The sequence below is a fragment of the Cellulomonas soli genome, assembly GCF_013409305.1.
Taxonomy (GTDB): domain Bacteria; phylum Actinomycetota; class Actinomycetes; order Actinomycetales; family Cellulomonadaceae; genus Cellulomonas; species Cellulomonas soli.
The window spans coordinates 394602-409737 of sequence record NZ_JACBZJ010000001.1 but is presented as its reverse complement, the minus strand read 5'-3'; the positions used below and the strand labels follow the sequence as shown (position 1 = coordinate 409737).

Sequence of the window (15136 nt, the reverse complement as noted above, 5' to 3'; positions counted from 1 at the left end):
CGTGCACGGACGCGGCGGCGGAGGGTGCCGGGCGGCCGTCGACCTCACACCGGCGGGTCACGTCGCGTGCGCAGGAAGTTCCGCGGGCGCAACGGATGCGCACCGGCGGCGGAAACATCCGGTTCCTAGCGTCGGGGACTGTTCGAGGCACCCCCACAGTCCTCCCGGAGGTCTTCCATGGCGACACCGCTCGTGACCCCGGCCGCCGACCAGGCGCCCACCGTCCTGCCCGATCCGACCCCTGCCACCACGGCCCCCACCCCCACCACCGGCGTCCCGCTCGTCCCCGCGACCGGTGCGGCGCTCACGTTCCGCCCCGGTCGCTGGATCGACGGCTGGAACCCCGAGGACGACGCGCAGTGGGCGTCGACGGGGCGGGCGATCGCGCGCCGCAACCTCGGCCTGTCGGTCTTCGCCGAGTTCCTCGGCTTCGCCGTGTGGGCCCTGTGGAGCATCGTCGTGCCGCAGCTGCCCGCCGCGGGCTTCGACCTGACGGTCGACCAGATGTTCTGGCTGATCGCCGTGCCGAGCCTGGTGGGCGCCACGCTGCGCATCCCGTACACGTTCGCGGTCCCGCTGTTCGGCGGGCGCAACTGGACGGTGGTCTCCGCGCTGCTGCTCCTGCTGCCCACGCTCGCCCTCGCCTGGGCGGTGCAGGACCCGACGACCTCGTTCGGCACGCTGCTGTGCGTCGCGGCGCTCGCGGGCGTCGGCGGCGGCAACTTCGCCTCGTCGATGGCGAACATCTCGTTCTTCTACCCCGAGCGGGAGAAGGGTCGCGCGCTGGGCCTCAACGCGGCGGGCGGCAACCTGGGCACGGCCGCGGTGCAGTTCACGGTGCCGATCGTGATCGTCGCGGGTGCCGGGCTGCAGCTCGAGCGGGCCGGGCTGATGTTCGTGCCGCTGGCGATCCTCGCCGCGGTGCTCGCGTGGCGTGCGATGGACAACCTGTCGAACGCGAAGGCCGACCCGCGGGCCTACGGCGCGGCCGCGCGTCGCCGGCACACCTGGATCATCTCGTTCGTCTACATCGGCACGTTCGGCTCGTTCATCGGGTTCTCCGGGGCGTTCCCGACGCTGCTCAAGGGGCAGTTCCCCGAGGTGACGATGTCGATCGCGTTCCTGGGCGCACTCGTCGGCTCGGTCGCACGGCCGCTCGGCGGGATGCTCGCCGACCGGTGGGGCGGCACGCGGGTGACGATCGTGGCGTTCGCGGTCATGGCCACCGGCACGGTGGGTGCGATCTTCGCGCTGCGGGCGCACGCGTTCGGACCGTTCCTGGCCTCGTTCCTGGTCCTGTTCGTGGCGACGGGCGCCGGGAACGGCTCGGTCTACCGGATGATCCCCGCGGTCTTCCGGTTCGGCGCGGTCGACGCCACGGACCTGGCCGCACGGGGCAAGGCGGCGGCGGGCTGCCTGGGCATCGCCGGTGCGGTCGGGGCGTTCGGCGGGTTCCTCATCCCGCGCGGGTTCGCGGTGTCCACGTCCCTGACGGGGAACATCCAGGCCGCGCTGTGGGTGATCGTCGGCCTGTACGTGGTGATGGCGACCACGACGTGGGCCGTGTACCAGCGGCGCGGCTCGGCCTTCGGGACCACGGTGATCTGAGCCGTGCCGCCCACCGCAGCGAGCGCCCGGACGGCCGACACGCACTGCCCGTACTGCGCGCTGCAGTGCGCCCAGACGCTCACCGCGAGCGAGGAGGGCCCGACGGGGGTCACCGTCACCGGCCGGCAGTTCCCGACCAACCGGGGCGGGATGTGCCAGAAGGGCTGGACGAGCCCCACGCTGCTGCGCGCCCCGGACCGGCTCACCACGCCGCTGGTCCGGGACGCGCACGGCACGCTCGTGCCCGCCACGTGGGACGAGGCGCTCGCGCTGGTGGCGGACCGGCTGGCCGCGCTGCAGGCGGCTCACGGCGCCGGGTCGGTCGCGGTGTTCGGCGGCGGCGGCCTGACCAACGAGAAGGCGTACGCGCTGGGCAAGTTCGCCCGCACCGTGCTGCGCACGCCGTTCATCGACTACAACGGCCGGTTCTGCATGTCGAGCGCGGCCGCGGCCGCGAACCGGTCGCTCGGCGTCGACCGCGGGCTGCCGTTCCCGCTGGCCGACCTCGGCGGGGCGGGGGCCGTGCTGCTGCTGGGCTCCAACCTGGCCGAGACGATGCCGCCGGCCGTGCAGCACCTCGCGGGGGTGCGCGCGGCCGGCGGGCTCGTCGTGGTGGACCCGCGACGGTCCGCGACGGCCGACCTCACGCACGAGGGCGGCGGGGTGCACGTGCAGCCCGTGCCGGGCACCGACCTCGCGCTGCTGCTCGGCCTGGCGCACCTGGTGCTGGCCGACGGGTTGGCCGACGCCGACTACCTCGCCCGGCGCACGAGCGGGCTCGACGACGTGCGCCGCTCGCTCGCCTCGTGGTGGCCCGAGCGCACCGAGCAGGTCACGGGCGTCCCGGTGGCCACGCTTCGGCAGGTGGCCCACCTGCTCGCGGCGGCCTCACCCGTGCACGGCGGTGCCGGCGCCTACGTGCTCACGGGCCGGGGCGTCGAGCAGAGCACGCAGGGCACCGACACCGTCACCGCGGCGATCACGCTGTCGCTGCTGCTCGGGCTCCCGGGGCGCGTCGGCTCGGGCTACGGCGCGATCACCGGGCAGGGCAACGGCCAGGGCGGTCGTGAGCACGGGCAGAAGTCCGACCAGCTGCCCGGCTACCGGTCGATCGAGGACGAGGCCGCCCGCGCGCACGTCGCCGGCGTGTGGGGTGTGGACCCCGCGTCGTTGCCGCGCTCCGGGGTGCCGGCCGTCGAGCTGCTGCACCGGCTCGGCACGGCCGACGGGCCGCGCGCGCTGCTCGTGCACGGGTCGAACCTGCTGGTCAGCGCACCGGACGCGGACCGGGTCCGGGACCGGCTCGCCGCGCTCGACCTGCTCGTGGTGTGCGACTTCCTGCCCTCGGAGACCGCGCTGCTCGCCGACGTCGTGCTGCCGGTGACCCAGTGGGCCGAGGAGGAGGGCACGATGACCTCGCTCGAGGGGCGCGTGATCCGCCGCAGGCGCCTGCTGGCCCCGCCGCCGGGCGTGCGCAGCGAGCTCGACGTGCTCGCCGACCTGGCGGCCCGGCTGGGCTCGAGCGTGCCGTTCCCGACCGATCCCGCGGTCGTCTTCGACGAGCTGGCGCGTGCCTCGGCGGGCGGGCGGGCCGACTACTCGGGGCTGAGCCACGCCCGGCTCGACGCCGAGCCGGACCTGTTCTGGCCGTGCCCGGCCGTGCCCGACGGCGCTGCGCACCCCGGCACGCCCCGGCTGTTCCTCGACCGCTTCGGCCACCCCGACGGCCTGGCCCAGCTCGTGCCGGTCGACCACCGCGGCCCGAGCGACGACCTGCGGCCGGACGCACCGGTGTGGCTGGTCACCGGTCGGGTGCTCGCGCACTACCAGTCCGGTGCGCAGACCCGGCGGGTGCCCGACCTGGTGCGGACCAGCCCGGGTCCGTACGTCGAGATCCATCCGCTGCTCGCCGACCTGCTCGGTGTGGGCGACGGGGACACGGTGCGGCTGACCACGGGCCGGGGCCAGGGGTTCGCGCCCGCACGGGTCACCGACGTGGTCCGGCCGGACACCGTCTTCCTGCCGTTCCACTGGGCAGGCCCGGGCAGTGCGAACCGTCTGACGACCGATGCGACCGACCCCGTCTCCGGCATGCCGGAGTTCAAGGTGTGCGCGGTCGACGTCACCCGCTGGGACCGGCCGGTCCCGGTCGGTCCGGCCGAGGCCGGCGAGCTCCTGGAGGCACGATGAACGTGCACGCACCCGTGCGGGTGGTCGTCATCGGGCACGGCATGGTCGGTGCCCGCTTCGTCGAGGACCTGCACGCCTACGGCGGGCCCGACCGGTTCGACGTCGTCGTGCTCGGGACAGAGGAGTACGAGCCGTACAACCGGGTGCTGCTGTCCGAGGTCGTCGCGGGCAAGGTCGACGTCGCGGCGATCACGCTGCCGCGCACCGCCCGGCACGCCCGCACGCAGGTGCTGGCGGGGGTCGGGGCGGTCGCGGTCGACCGGCAGGAGAGGGTCGTCGTCGACGACGCCGGTGCCCGCCACCCGTACGACGTCGTGGTGCTGGCCACGGGCGCCCGGGCACGGGTGCCCGACCTCGTCGGGTTCGAGGAGGGGCTGCCCGCGGGCGCGCACGCGCTGCGGACGCTCGACGACGCGCGCGAGGTCGTCGCGGCGACCGTCAACGCCCGTCGGGCGGTCGTCGTCGGCGGGGGAGTGCTCGGCCTGGAGGTCGCGTGCGGCCTGGCCCGACGCGGCCTGGCGGTCACGATCGTGCACGGCGGGCGGCACGTCATGGACCGCCAGCTCGATGCCCAGGCCGGCGAGGTCGTGCGTGGCTCGCTCGCCGGTCTGGGCGTCGAGGTGCGCACCCGGGCACGGACCGAGGAGGCCGTGGTGCGCGACGGGCGGGTCGTCGGCGTGCGGCTCGAGGGCGGCGAGGTGCTGCCCGCCGACCTGCTCGTGCTGAGCGCGGGCACGGTGCCCGAGGTCGCTCTCGCCAGGCGGGCCGGGCTCGAGGTGGGACGCGGGGTCGTCGTCGGCCACGACCTGGCGACGGCCGATCCGCGGGTGTGCGCGATCGGCGACTGCGCGCAGCCGCCCGAGGGCGGGTCGGGCCTGGTCGCGCAGGGCTGGGACCAGGCCCGTCGGCTCGCACGGCGGATCGCTGCGGGGGCCGCAGGTGAGGCGGGCGTCGCGGGTGCGAGCGACGGATCGGCCCTGCCTGCTGCTGGCACCGACGTGGTCCGCGTCAAGGCGGCCGGACTCGACCTGGTGACGATGGGCTCGTCCGACCCGGCACTCCCGGGCCGTCGCGTGCGGCTCAGCGACCCCGACGGCGGCCGGCACGTCGAGGTCGTGGTGGCCGACGGCCGGGTGGTCGCCGCGACGTGCGTCGGGGCGGGTGCGGTGGCCGCGGACCTGGTCGCGGCCTACACGCGCGGCACGCCGGCCCCCGCCGACCCGGCCCAGCTGCTGCTGCGTCCGGTCGCGGGTGCGGCCGTCCAGGCGTCGTCGCCGACCCTCATGCCTGACCGGGCCGTGGTGTGCCGGTGCAACGGTGTGACGAAGGGCCAGCTCGTGCAGGCCTGGCGCGGCGGGGCGCACGGCGTGGACGAGGTCGCCGCGGCCACGCGCGCGACGACCGGCTGCGGCGGCTGCAAGGACGCGGTGTGCGGCATCGTCGACTGGTTGCGACGGGCGGACCCGGAGCAGCCTGCCGGCGGTGCGACCGCCGAGGTCGCGGCGACCTGCGGACCGGCGGCCGGAGCGTTCGACGCGCCCGGTCAGAGGGTCGGCGAACCGAGCGTCGCCGGGACGTGAGCGCCGTGACCGGCGGCCACGAGCGCGGCTCGCACGGTCTCGGCGGCCGCATCGAGGTCGGCGGCGGGCACATCGGTCCGGGCGTTCGCGAAGCTCAGCGAGGCCTCGTCCCACGCGGGCAGCACGTGCAGGTGCAGGTGCGGCACCTCGAACCCGGCGACGAGCAGCGCGACGCGCGGCGCGGACCACGCGGCCTGCTGGGCCTGACCGATGGTGCGGGCGAGCCGGGTCAGGTGCGCGAGCACGTCGTCGGGTGCCTGCGTGAGCTCGGGGATCTCGGCCCGCGGGACGACGAGCGTGTGGCCGTCGGTGATGGGGGCGATCGTGGTGAACGCGACGGCGACGTCGTCGGCCCAGACGAACCGTCCGGGGAGCTCGCCGTCGATGATCCGGGTGAACAGCGTGGTCATGCGCCCACCGTAGCCGCGGGTGGGTGCGGGGGGACGCGTCAGCCGTCGCGCTCGGCCGCGAGCGCCTGCAGGGCTGTGACGGTCCGCCAGTTGCGACCGGTGCCGAGCAGCCCGGAGGCTCGCTGCAGCACGTCGAGCGTGAGCTTGGACCGGCCGATGCCGTCGGGGTACCAGGCGTAGGCCTCGCGGTCGTGCCAGACGACGAGCTCGTTGCCGTACGCGCTCGGGTCGAGCGCGACGACGCGCGCGGCGTCGGGCACCCCGTCCCAGCAGATGAGGACGGTGTGCGAGGGGTCGGCCTCGGCCTGGTCGGGGAAGGGGTTGGCGGCGACGATCGCGTCCCACTGGGCGCGCGAGCGGGCGATCGTCGGCACGACGAAGCCGAGGTCGGCCTCGAGCGCTGCGGCCAGCCCTGCGGCCACGTCGTCCGGGCCGCCGGAACCGGGCGCGGGCACGAGCACGAGGTTGCCGCTGTTGACGTGCGTGACGACGTCGCGGTGGCCGAGTCGTTCGGCGATCTGGCGCAGGCGTGCCGCGGGCACGGTGCGGCCGGCGACGTTCACGGCACGCAGCAGCGCGATCACGGCGGTCATACCCGACAGACTGTCCCGTCACGGCTTTCATGTCGGCCTGACAGGCCGGTCCGGCGGTCCCCGCCGCTGCGATTCACCCGTTCGAGTGAGGGCCGGTGCGCCGATTCGGGGCCGCGATCCTCGTCCGGCACGGCCGTGCCGCCTCACGGCGCGGGCGTGGACGCTGTGCGCGCACCGTTGCCGGACCGAAACGGGCCGACCCGCCGGGCGAAACACACGCCTCCTACCGTCGATAACACGCCACCGCCCCCGACGACGGAGCTGACATGACCGGAACACCCGAGGCACCCAGCAGCGCCCGCCACCTCGTCGTGGTCGGCGGCGGCATGGTCGCCCAGAGACTCGTCGAGGCCCTGCGCGACCGCGACACCGCCGGCTCCTGGCGCATCACCGTGCTCGCCGAGGAGCCGAGGCGCCCGTACGACCGGGTCGCGCTCACCAGCTGGTTCTCGGGCCGGTCGGCCGAGGACCTCACGCTCGGCGACCCGCAGCTGTGGCACGACCCGCTCGTCACGCTCGTACGCGGCGACGCCGTGACGGGGATCGACCGCACGGCGCGCACCGTGACGACCGCGAGCGGGCGGACCGAACGCTACGACCACCTGGTGCTGGCGACCGGGTCCTCCGCGTGGGTCCCGCCGATCGAGGGTGCCGACCTGCCGGGCGTGTTCGTCTACCGCACGCTCGACGACGTCGCCGCGATCCGCGGCTACGTCGAGGACCTCGCCTCCCGGACGGCGGGCCCGGTGCGCGGTGCGGTGCTCGGCGGCGGCCTGCTCGGCCTGGAGGCGGCCGGTGCCCTCAAGGCCCTGGGCGCGCAGCCCACCGTGCTGCAGTTCGGCACGCACCTGATGTCGGCGCAGGTCGACCTCGGTGGCGGCGAGGCGTTGCGGCGGCTCATCAACGGCCTGGGCATCGGCGTCCGGCTGCACGCCGAGACGACCCGCCTGCGCGCGCACCGTCGCGGCGGCGTCGGCCGGCTCGACCTGGCGGACGGCGGACGCGTCGACGCCGACGTGGTGGTCGTGGCTGCCGGTGTGCGACCGCGGGACGAGCTGGCCCGCGCGGCCGGGCTGCCGATCGGTGCCCGCGGCGGCGTGGTCGTCGACGACACGTGCCTCACCGACGACCCGGCGGTCTCGGCCGTCGGTGAGGTCGCCTGCATCCAGGGTGCGTGCCTCGGCCTGGTGGCCCCCGGCTACGCGATGGCCGAGGTGACCGCCGACCGGCTGCTCGGCGGTGCCGCACGGTTCCCGGGCGCGGACACCGCGACCAAGCTCAAGCTGGCCGGCGTCGACGTGGCCAGCTTCGGCGACGCGTTCGCCACCACGCCCGGCGCGCTCGAGATCGTCTGGGCCGACCCGGTCGGCGGCGTCTACAAGAAGCTCGTCCTGTCCGACGACGCCCGCACCCTGCTCGGCGGGGTCCTCGTCGGGGACGCCTCGGCGTACGCGAGCCTGCGCCCCATGCTCGGCCGCGAGCTGCCCGGCGACCCCGGCGCGTACCTGCTGCCCGAGGGCGGCGCGGGCGCCCCCGACCTGGAGCTGCCCGACGACGCCGGCGTGTGCTCGTGCAACAACGTCTCCGCCGGTGCGATCCGGCACGCGGTGACCGAGGGCGGCTGCACCGACCTGGGTGCCGTCAAGGCGTGCACCAAGGCGGGCACCAGCTGCGGGTCGTGCCTGCCGCTGGTCAAGAAGCTCGTCACGACCGAGCTGGAGAAGCTGGGCGTCACCGTCAGCACCGCGCTGTGCGAGCACTTCGCGCTCTCGCGCGCCCAGCTCTACGACGCCGTGCGCGTCGCCGGGGTGCGCTCGTTCAGCGAGGTCGTCGCGCGGTTCGGCACCCGCGCGGCGGGCCGCGGCTGCGACATCTGCAAGCCGGCCGTCGCCTCGATCCTGGCCACGACCGCCCCTGCGCACGTGCTCGAGGGCGAGCGGGCCACGCTGCAGGACACCAACGACCACGTCATGGCGAACCTGCAGAAGGACGGCTCGTACTCCGTCGTGCCACGCATCCCCGGCGGCGAGGTCACCCCCGAGGGGCTCATCGCGATCGGGCAGGTCGCGCAGGAGTTCGGGCTGTACACCAAGATCACCGGCGGTCAGCGGATCGACCTGTTCGGCGCCCGGATCGACCAGCTGCCCGTCATCTGGGGCAAGCTCGTCGACGCAGGCTTCGAGTCCGGGCACGCGTACGGCAAGTCGTTGCGCACCGTGAAGTCGTGCGTCGGGTCCACCTGGTGCCGGTTCGGCGTGCAGGACTCGGTGGCGCTCGCGGTCATGCTCGAGCTGCGGTACCGCGGCCTGCGTTCGCCGCACAAGATCAAGCTGGGCGTCTCCGGGTGCGCGCGCGAGTGCGCCGAGGCCCGCGGCAAGGACGTCGGCGTGATCGCCACCGACAAGGGCTGGAACGTCTACGTCGGCGGCAACGGCGGGTTCACACCGCGGCACGCGAAGCTGCTGGCCGAGGACCTCGACACCGAGACGCTCGTGCGGACCATCGACCGGTTCCTGCTCTACTACGTGCGCACGGCCGACCGGCTGCAGCGCACGGCCCCGTGGATCGAGGAGGTCGAGGGCGGTCTCGAGGGGGTGCGGGCGGTGGTCATGGACGATTCGCTGGGCATCGCCGCGGACCTGGACGCGCAGATGGCGCTGCACGTTGAGGAGTACGAGGACGAGTGGCGCGCCACGCTCGACGACCCGGAGAAGCTGCGCCGGTTCGCCGCGTTCGTCAACGCCCCGACGGAGCCCGACCCGTCGTTGGCGTACGTGCCCGAGCGGGGGCAGGCCAGGCCCGCCACCGCCGAGGAGCGGGCCGCGGCACTGCGCGGCGAGCCCGTGCTGGTCGCCGGATCGACGTTGGAGGTGCGCTGATGACCGTGCTGGACACCGTCCCGGTGGAGGGCTCCGCCGACATCGCAGGACCGGGCTGGACGGCGGTCTGCCGGCTCATCGACCTCGCCCCCGAGCGCGGTGCCGCGGCGCTGCTCGACGGCACGCAGGTCGCGCTGGTCCGGCTGCTCGACGACCGCGTGCTCGCCGTGCAGCAGCACGACCCGTTCTGCGACGCGCACGTGCTCTCGCGCGGGATCGTCGGCTCACGCCTCGTCGACGGTTCGGACGTACCGACGATCGCCTCGCCGATGTACAAGCAGGTGTTCGACCTGGTCACCGGTCGGTGCCTGGACCGCGCGGGCAAGGACCCCGTCCCGGGCCTGGACCCCGACCTGCGGACGTGGCCGGTCCGGGTGGTCGACGGCACCGTCCTGGTCGGCACGGACCTGCTCGGCACCGGCGGCGCGCCGTGACCACGCTCCTGGGTCTCGACCTCACCGGTCGCCGGGTCCTGGTCGTCGGCGGAGGTCCGGTGGCGGCCCGGCGTGTGCAAGGCCTGCTGGCCGACGCCGCGCAGGTGGTCGTCGTCGCCCCGCAGCTGTGCGAGGTGCTCGCCGACCTGCACCGCTGGGGGCTCGTCACCTGGCACGCGCGCGAGGTCCGCGAGGGCGACCTGGACGAGGTGTGGCTCGTGCACACCGCCACGGGCGACCGGGACACCGACGCCGCCGTGGTCGCCTGGGCGGGGGACCGGCGGGTGTTCTGCGTCGACGCGGGCGCCGGGGCCCGCGGCAGTGCGCGCACCCCGGCGACGACGCGGCACGGCGACGTCCTCGTCGGTGTCGTCTCGACCGGAGACCCCGACCCGCGCCGGACCATCACGGTCCGCGACGCGCTCTCGGCCCACCTGCGCGACGGGCTGGTGGACCTGCGACGGCACCGGCCGCGTCCCGCAGGCGAGGGCCGGGTCGTGCTCGTGGGCGGCGGTCCGGGGGACCCCGGGCTGCTCACCCTCGCCGGGCGCCGCGCGCTCGCCGAGGCCGACGTGGTCGTGACCGACCGGCTCGGACCGGTGGCCGTGCTCGACGAGCTGCCCTCCGACGTCGAGGTGATCGACGTCGGCAAGACCCCCGGTCACCACCCGGTGCCGCAGCACGAGATCAACCGGATCCTCGTCGAGCAGGCCCAGCGCGGGCGGTTCGTCGTGCGGCTCAAGGGCGGCGACCCGTTCGTCTACGGTCGGGGCGGCGAGGAGGTCCTGGCGTGCCGGGAGGCGGGCGTCGCGGTCGACGTCGTGCCGGGTGTCAGCAGCGCGCTCGCGGTGCCCGCCGCCGCCGGGATCCCGCTGACCCATCGCGGGACGGTCGGGGCGGTGCACGTGATGAACGGGCACGACGGCTGGTCGTCCGCCGCGCTGGTCGGGCTGCGCGACGCCTCGTGCACGGTCGTCGTCCTCATGGGCGTGGCGGTCCTTCCCCGGCTCGTCACCGAGGCGCTCGCCAGCGGCGTCGCCGCGAGCACGCCCGTGGCGATCGTGGAGAGCGGCACGACCGGGGCGCAGCGGGTCACCCGTGCCGTCCTCGGCGAGGTCGTGGACGTCGCGGCCGCGGCGCAGGTGCGCTCGCCCGCGGTGGTGGTGCTCGGTGCGGTCGCCGCGGCTGGACTGCTCGAGGCGCCCGCGCACGTCACAATGGCGCCGTGACCGAGCCGATCGACCAGACGCTGGCGGGCTGCGTCGTGCTCGTGACCGCCGATCGGCGTGCCGGCGAGCTCAGCGCGGCCCTCACGCGTCGCGGTGCCACCATCCGGCACGCGCCGGCCCTCGGGATGATCCCGCACACGGACGACGCGGCCCTGCTCGAAGGCACGCGGGTGCTCCTCGCGGACCCGCCCGACACGGTCGTGGTGACCACCGGCATCGGCTTCCGCGGCTGGATCGAGGCGGCTGACGCGGTCGGCCTGGCCGAGGACCTCGTCGACATGCTGCGCGGCACCCGGATCGTCGCCCGTGGCCCGAAGGCGCGCGGTGCGATCCAGGCCGCGGGCCTGACGGCCGACTGGGTCGCCGAGTCCGAGACGAGCGCCGAGATCGCCGAGGTCCTGCTCGACGAGGGCGTGGCCGGGCGCGACATCGCCGTGCAGCACCACGGCGCCGGGTCCGACGGCCTCGACGAGGCGTTCCGTGCGGCGGGCGCGCGCGTGCGCAGCCTCGTCGTGTACCGCTGGGGACCCCCGCCGGACCCGGCCGTGGTCGACGCGTCCGTGCGCTCCGTGGCCGCGGGCGAGGTCGATGCGGTGGTCTTCACCTCGGCCCCCGGTTCGACGGCCTGGCTCGCGGCCGCCGACGCGGCCGGGGTGACCGAGACGATCGTGCGGCTGTGCGCCCGCGGGAACCTGGTCATGGCGGCGGTCGGCCCGGTGACCGCCCGCCCGCTGGTCGAGCGGGGGATCGACCCGCTCGTCCCCGACCGGGGTCGCCTCGGCTCGCTCGTGCGGGCGATCGTGGCGCACTACGGCGGTCTGCAGGCGCTGGCGACGGTGGCCGGACCGCTGCAGGTGCACCGTGGGGCGGCCGTGCTCGACGGACGGGTCCTGCCCCTGACCCCGAGCGGCCTGGAGGTGCTGCGGGTGCTCGCGGCGGCCCGGGGTGCGGTCGTCCCGCGCGAGCAGGTGCTGGCCGCGCTGCCCGGCGACTCCACGGACACGCACGCGGCCGAGGTGGCCATCGCCCGGCTGCGCGACGCCGCCGGGCATCGAGGGCTGATCCGGACGGTCGTCAAGCGCGGCTACCGCCTCGAGCTGGAGCAGGAGGCATGAGCCCGGCACCGGGGCCGACGCCCCGGCCCGTGCTGGTCGGCTGCTCGCACGGCACGGACGACCACGCCGGGCGCGCTGCCATCGCCTCGATCCTGCGGGACGTGCGAGCGGTCCGCCCCGACCTGGACGTGCGCGAGGCGTTCGTCGACGTGCAGCAGCCCGAGGTGCCGGACGTCGTCGCGGGTGCGCTGCTGGACGACGTCGCCGGGGTCGTGGTCGTGCCGCTCCTGCTGTCCGTGGGCTACCACGTGCGCGTCGACATCGCCGAGGCGGTGGCCCCGGACGCGGCGACCGCGGCCGACCCGCTTGGACCGGACGAGCGGCTCGTCGCGATCCTCCACGACCGGCTCGTCGAGGCAGGGCTGCGCGACGCCGACACGGTCGTGCTCGCCGCCGCCGGGTCGAGCGTGGCCGCCGCCGCGGACGCGGTCGCCGCCGTCGCCGCGGGGCTGGCCGCCCGGCTCGGGCGCCCGGTGGCGATCGGCTACGGGGCCGGTGCGCACCCACGCGTCCCCGTCGCCGTGGCACAGGCCCGCCTCGACCTCGCACCGGGCGGCCGCGTCGTCGTGGCCTCGTACCTGCTCGCCCCGGGGTTCTTCCTCGACCGGGTCCGCGAGGCCGGGGCCGACGTCGTCGCCGCACCGCTCGCACCCGACCCGAGGCTTGCCGCGATCGTCCTCGACCGCTACGAGGAAGCCGCCGGCCGCTTGCGCGAGGCACCGTCCACGCCCTAGGAACGACGGGTGACCACCCCTTCCGTCCCCGCCGGCCCGTCCCGGGCGCTCCTGACCGGACCGCTGCGCGCCCTCGGCACGGTGCTCGCCTGCACGCTCGCGCTCGTCGGGTGCGCGTCGGGGTCGGAGCCCGTCCCCAGTCGCCCGGTCGGCAGCTCGACCGGCCAGCGCCTGGGGCCCGCGACGGCGCCCACCTGGACACCCACCGACGTCGCCGACTGCCTGCCGGACGGCACGACGGCCGTGCTCGCCGGATCGACCGACGACCCGACCGTGGTGGCGTTCGCCGGCTCCGGACCGCAGGCGGTGCTCCTCGCCCCGCAGAACCAGGGTGACGAGTGCCAGTGGGCCGACGAGCTCGGCCGGCTCGTCGACGAGGGATATCTGGTCGCGACGTTCGCCTGGGCGGACGACGGCGAGGTGTCCTTCCGTTCGGCGCTCGCGGTGCTGCAGTCGCAGGGTGCGCAGCGCACCGCGTTCGTCGGCGCGTCCAAGGGCGGCACCTACGCGGCTGCGCTCGCCGCCGACCTGGGCGCGGTCGGCCTGGTGGCGGTGAGCGCACCGGCGACGTTCGACGGCATGGACGCGGCCTCCGCTGCCACTGCCTACGACGGGCCGCTCCTGGTGGTGGCCTCGGCCGACGACACGGACGTGCCGGCGGACGAGACGCGCGAGATCGCCCGCACGGACGACCCCGCCGGCTTCGTGCAGCTCGAGGGCTCGGCGCACGGCGTCGCGATCCTCGACGGACCGCACGCCGGCCAGCTGCGCGACCTGGTCGACGAGACGCTCACGCAGGCCTTCGCGCGGTAGCCGGAGACGACAGCGGCTCGGTCGGTCCGGAACGGCTTCCGTCGCCGTTGACGAAGGCCGCTCCGGACCGCCCGAGCCGTCCGTGGGCATGTCTATCAGCGCATTCGTGCGGGGATCGACCGTGGGAGCGTGGCCATGAGAGATCGTGACGATCTCGTGACCTGGGTCACACGTTGTACATGCCGGGGGCGGCGCCGACCGGGTGTCGGCGCCGCCGACCGTCAGAGGTAGCGCAGCGGGTCGAACTCCTCGAGGGGGATGATCCGCAGGCGGGGCAGCTGGACGTTGAAGGCAGCGACGTCGCCCTCGAGGTCGAAGACCTCCAGCCCGCGCGACGTCATCCCGGCCAGCGCCGTGCTGGTGAACTCGCGGAACGCGAGCAGCCCCACGCGACGGTCGCCGGCGTCGACCAGGACCTCCACCTCGGGGGCGAAGTCCCCGTCGTGGCTGGCCAGCAGCACGTCGCCCTCACGCCCTGCGATCGCGGCGAGCGTGCGCTTGATGCCGATGTCGACGACCTTCTCGTACGACTCGCCCGACAGCGGGATCGGCTGGAACCCGATCGCGGTCAGCGCCTGCACGAAGGACATCGGCAGGTTGCCGTTGGAGGCGTTGAGGAAGAACAGGCCCTTGACCGGCTGACCCCACCGCTGCTCGGCGAACGTGAGCACGCGTTCCCACCGGGGTCGCTGCTCCGGGGTCGGGCGTCCGCCGAGGATCGACGACCCCAACGTCGCATCGATGTTCTCGCCGTCGACCAGCAGGTAGGTGGTACCGCTCGCGGCGGTGTCCGTGCTCATCGGCCCAGGCTAGTCGGGCGGGGCGACCTGGGTCAGGAGGTCGGGAGGTCCGGCGTCCCGGGCGGCCGTGCTGGGGTCGCGACGGGCTCCCCGAGGAATCGTCGAGCCGGTCGTGCGGTTGTCCCGGGGTAGGTTCGATGCAAACGCATGAAGACGGCGAAGGGCAGGGATGGCGATGGGCGAGGAGCCCACCACGCGGGAGGCGGCCGAGGCCTGGGAGTCCCTGTTCCGGGCGCAGGTCGCACTCATGCGACGGTTCCAGCGCACGGACGTGTGGGGCGACCTGTCGATCCGCGAGTACGACGTGCTGTTCACCCTCGCGGGCTGCCCCGGGCGCACCGCCCGGCTGCGCGAGCTCGCCGAGAGCAGCCTGCTGACCCAGCCGAGCCTCTCGCGTCTGGTCGAACGCCTCGAGCGCGACGGCCTCGTGCGCCGCGGACCCGTCGAGGGCGACGCCCGGGGGGTCGCGGTGACGCTGACGGCCGACGGCGAGCGGGTGCAGCGCGAGATCGGCCGCCGCCACGTGCGCACGATCCGCGCCCTGGTCGGGGGCGCCCTGGACGCCCAGGAGCTCGCGACGCTGCGCGCGCTGAGCGACAAGCTGCGCCTCGCGCAGGCAGGGCTGCCGGACCCCGACTGAGCCACGCGAAGCGCCGTTCGGCACGGCGCGAACGACCTCGCCACCTTGCGTGGCGCGGCCCCGGCGGCGGCGCGGGCGCGGCGCCCGTCACACGGCCGCAGGGACCTCCGG

The 15136-nt window shown here is 75.2% G+C and carries 13 protein-coding genes; 10 read left to right on the top strand and 3 right to left on the bottom strand.

From position 1 onward, the window contains the following. Positions 1 to 177 precede the first annotated feature (177 nt). Genes BKA22_RS01890 through BKA22_RS01880 form a run of 3 tightly spaced genes read left to right on the top strand, consistent with a single transcriptional unit; the run spans position 178 to position 5378 of the window. Positions 178 to 1608 carry an MFS transporter gene (locus BKA22_RS01890; protein WP_146951198.1) on the top strand — a complete coding sequence of 477 codons (1431 nt, stop codon included), beginning with the start codon at positions 178 to 180 and terminating at the stop codon, positions 1606 to 1608. A gap of 3 nt (positions 1609 to 1611) precedes the next feature. After that, complete coding sequence (locus BKA22_RS01885; RefSeq protein WP_146951197.1) at positions 1612 to 3798, top strand: molybdopterin oxidoreductase family protein; 2187 nt, start codon at positions 1612 to 1614, stop codon at positions 3796 to 3798. Further along, positions 3795 to 5378 carry an FAD-dependent oxidoreductase gene (locus BKA22_RS01880; RefSeq protein ID WP_146951196.1) on the top strand — a complete coding sequence of 528 codons (1584 nt, stop codon included), beginning with the start codon at positions 3795 to 3797 and terminating at the stop codon, positions 5376 to 5378. Before BKA22_RS01885 ends, BKA22_RS01880 begins: the two co-directional genes overlap by 4 nt. Here BKA22_RS01880 and BKA22_RS01875 read toward each other — a convergent pair. Next, entirely contained in the window at positions 5342 to 5788 is a 447-nt protein-coding gene (locus BKA22_RS01875; RefSeq protein ID WP_146951195.1) for an HIT family protein, read from the bottom strand. The two genes, BKA22_RS01880 and BKA22_RS01875, sit on opposite strands and share 37 nt — an antisense overlap. Before the next feature lie 38 nt (positions 5789 to 5826). Then, a complete protein-coding gene (locus BKA22_RS01870) occupies positions 5827 to 6381 on the bottom strand; it encodes a DUF1697 domain-containing protein (RefSeq protein WP_146951194.1) in 555 nt (184 codons plus the stop codon). A gap of 266 nt (positions 6382 to 6647) precedes the next feature. On the opposite strand from BKA22_RS01870, the gene nirB reads away from it, so the two are divergent. Genes nirB through BKA22_RS01840 form a run of 6 tightly spaced genes read left to right on the top strand, consistent with a single transcriptional unit; the run spans position 6648 to position 13585 of the window. Continuing rightward, positions 6648 to 9260 (top strand): nitrite reductase large subunit NirB, encoded by a 2613-nt coding sequence (gene nirB / locus BKA22_RS01865; RefSeq protein WP_146951193.1) that lies wholly within the window; start codon positions 6648 to 6650, stop codon positions 9258 to 9260. Beyond that, complete coding sequence (gene nirD, locus BKA22_RS01860; RefSeq protein WP_146951192.1) at positions 9260 to 9694, top strand: nitrite reductase small subunit NirD; 435 nt, start codon at positions 9260 to 9262, stop codon at positions 9692 to 9694. The genes nirB and nirD overlap by 1 nt, the downstream gene beginning before the upstream one ends. Further along, entirely contained in the window at positions 9691 to 10923 is a 1233-nt protein-coding gene (cobA, locus tag BKA22_RS01855; RefSeq protein ID WP_146951191.1) for a uroporphyrinogen-III C-methyltransferase, read from the top strand. Before nirD ends, cobA begins: the two co-directional genes overlap by 4 nt. Next, positions 10920 to 12038: a uroporphyrinogen-III synthase gene (locus tag BKA22_RS01850; protein WP_146951190.1), complete on the top strand. Its 1119-nt coding sequence runs from the start codon at positions 10920 to 10922 to the stop codon at positions 12036 to 12038. Before cobA ends, BKA22_RS01850 begins: the two co-directional genes overlap by 4 nt. Continuing rightward, positions 12035 to 12772, top strand: coding sequence for a sirohydrochlorin chelatase (locus BKA22_RS01845; protein ID WP_146951189.1), 738 nt, complete (start codon positions 12035 to 12037; stop codon positions 12770 to 12772). The genes BKA22_RS01850 and BKA22_RS01845 overlap by 4 nt, the downstream gene beginning before the upstream one ends. A 9-nt stretch (positions 12773 to 12781) precedes the next feature. Then, positions 12782 to 13585: an alpha/beta hydrolase family protein gene (locus BKA22_RS01840; RefSeq protein ID WP_146951188.1), complete on the top strand. Its 804-nt coding sequence runs from the start codon at positions 12782 to 12784 to the stop codon at positions 13583 to 13585. Positions 13586 to 13806: 221 nt separating this feature from the next. Here BKA22_RS01840 and BKA22_RS01835 read toward each other — a convergent pair whose 3' ends face one another. Beyond that, positions 13807 to 14385: an NYN domain-containing protein gene (locus BKA22_RS01835; RefSeq protein WP_146951187.1), complete on the bottom strand. Its 579-nt coding sequence runs from the start codon at positions 14383 to 14385 to the stop codon at positions 13807 to 13809. A 175-nt stretch (positions 14386 to 14560) separates the two neighbouring features. On the opposite strand from BKA22_RS01835, the gene BKA22_RS01830 reads away from it, so the two are divergent. Beyond that, complete coding sequence (locus tag BKA22_RS01830) at positions 14561 to 15025, top strand: MarR family winged helix-turn-helix transcriptional regulator (protein WP_146951186.1); 465 nt, start codon at positions 14561 to 14563, stop codon at positions 15023 to 15025. The last annotated feature ends 111 nt before the right edge of the window (positions 15026 to 15136 follow it).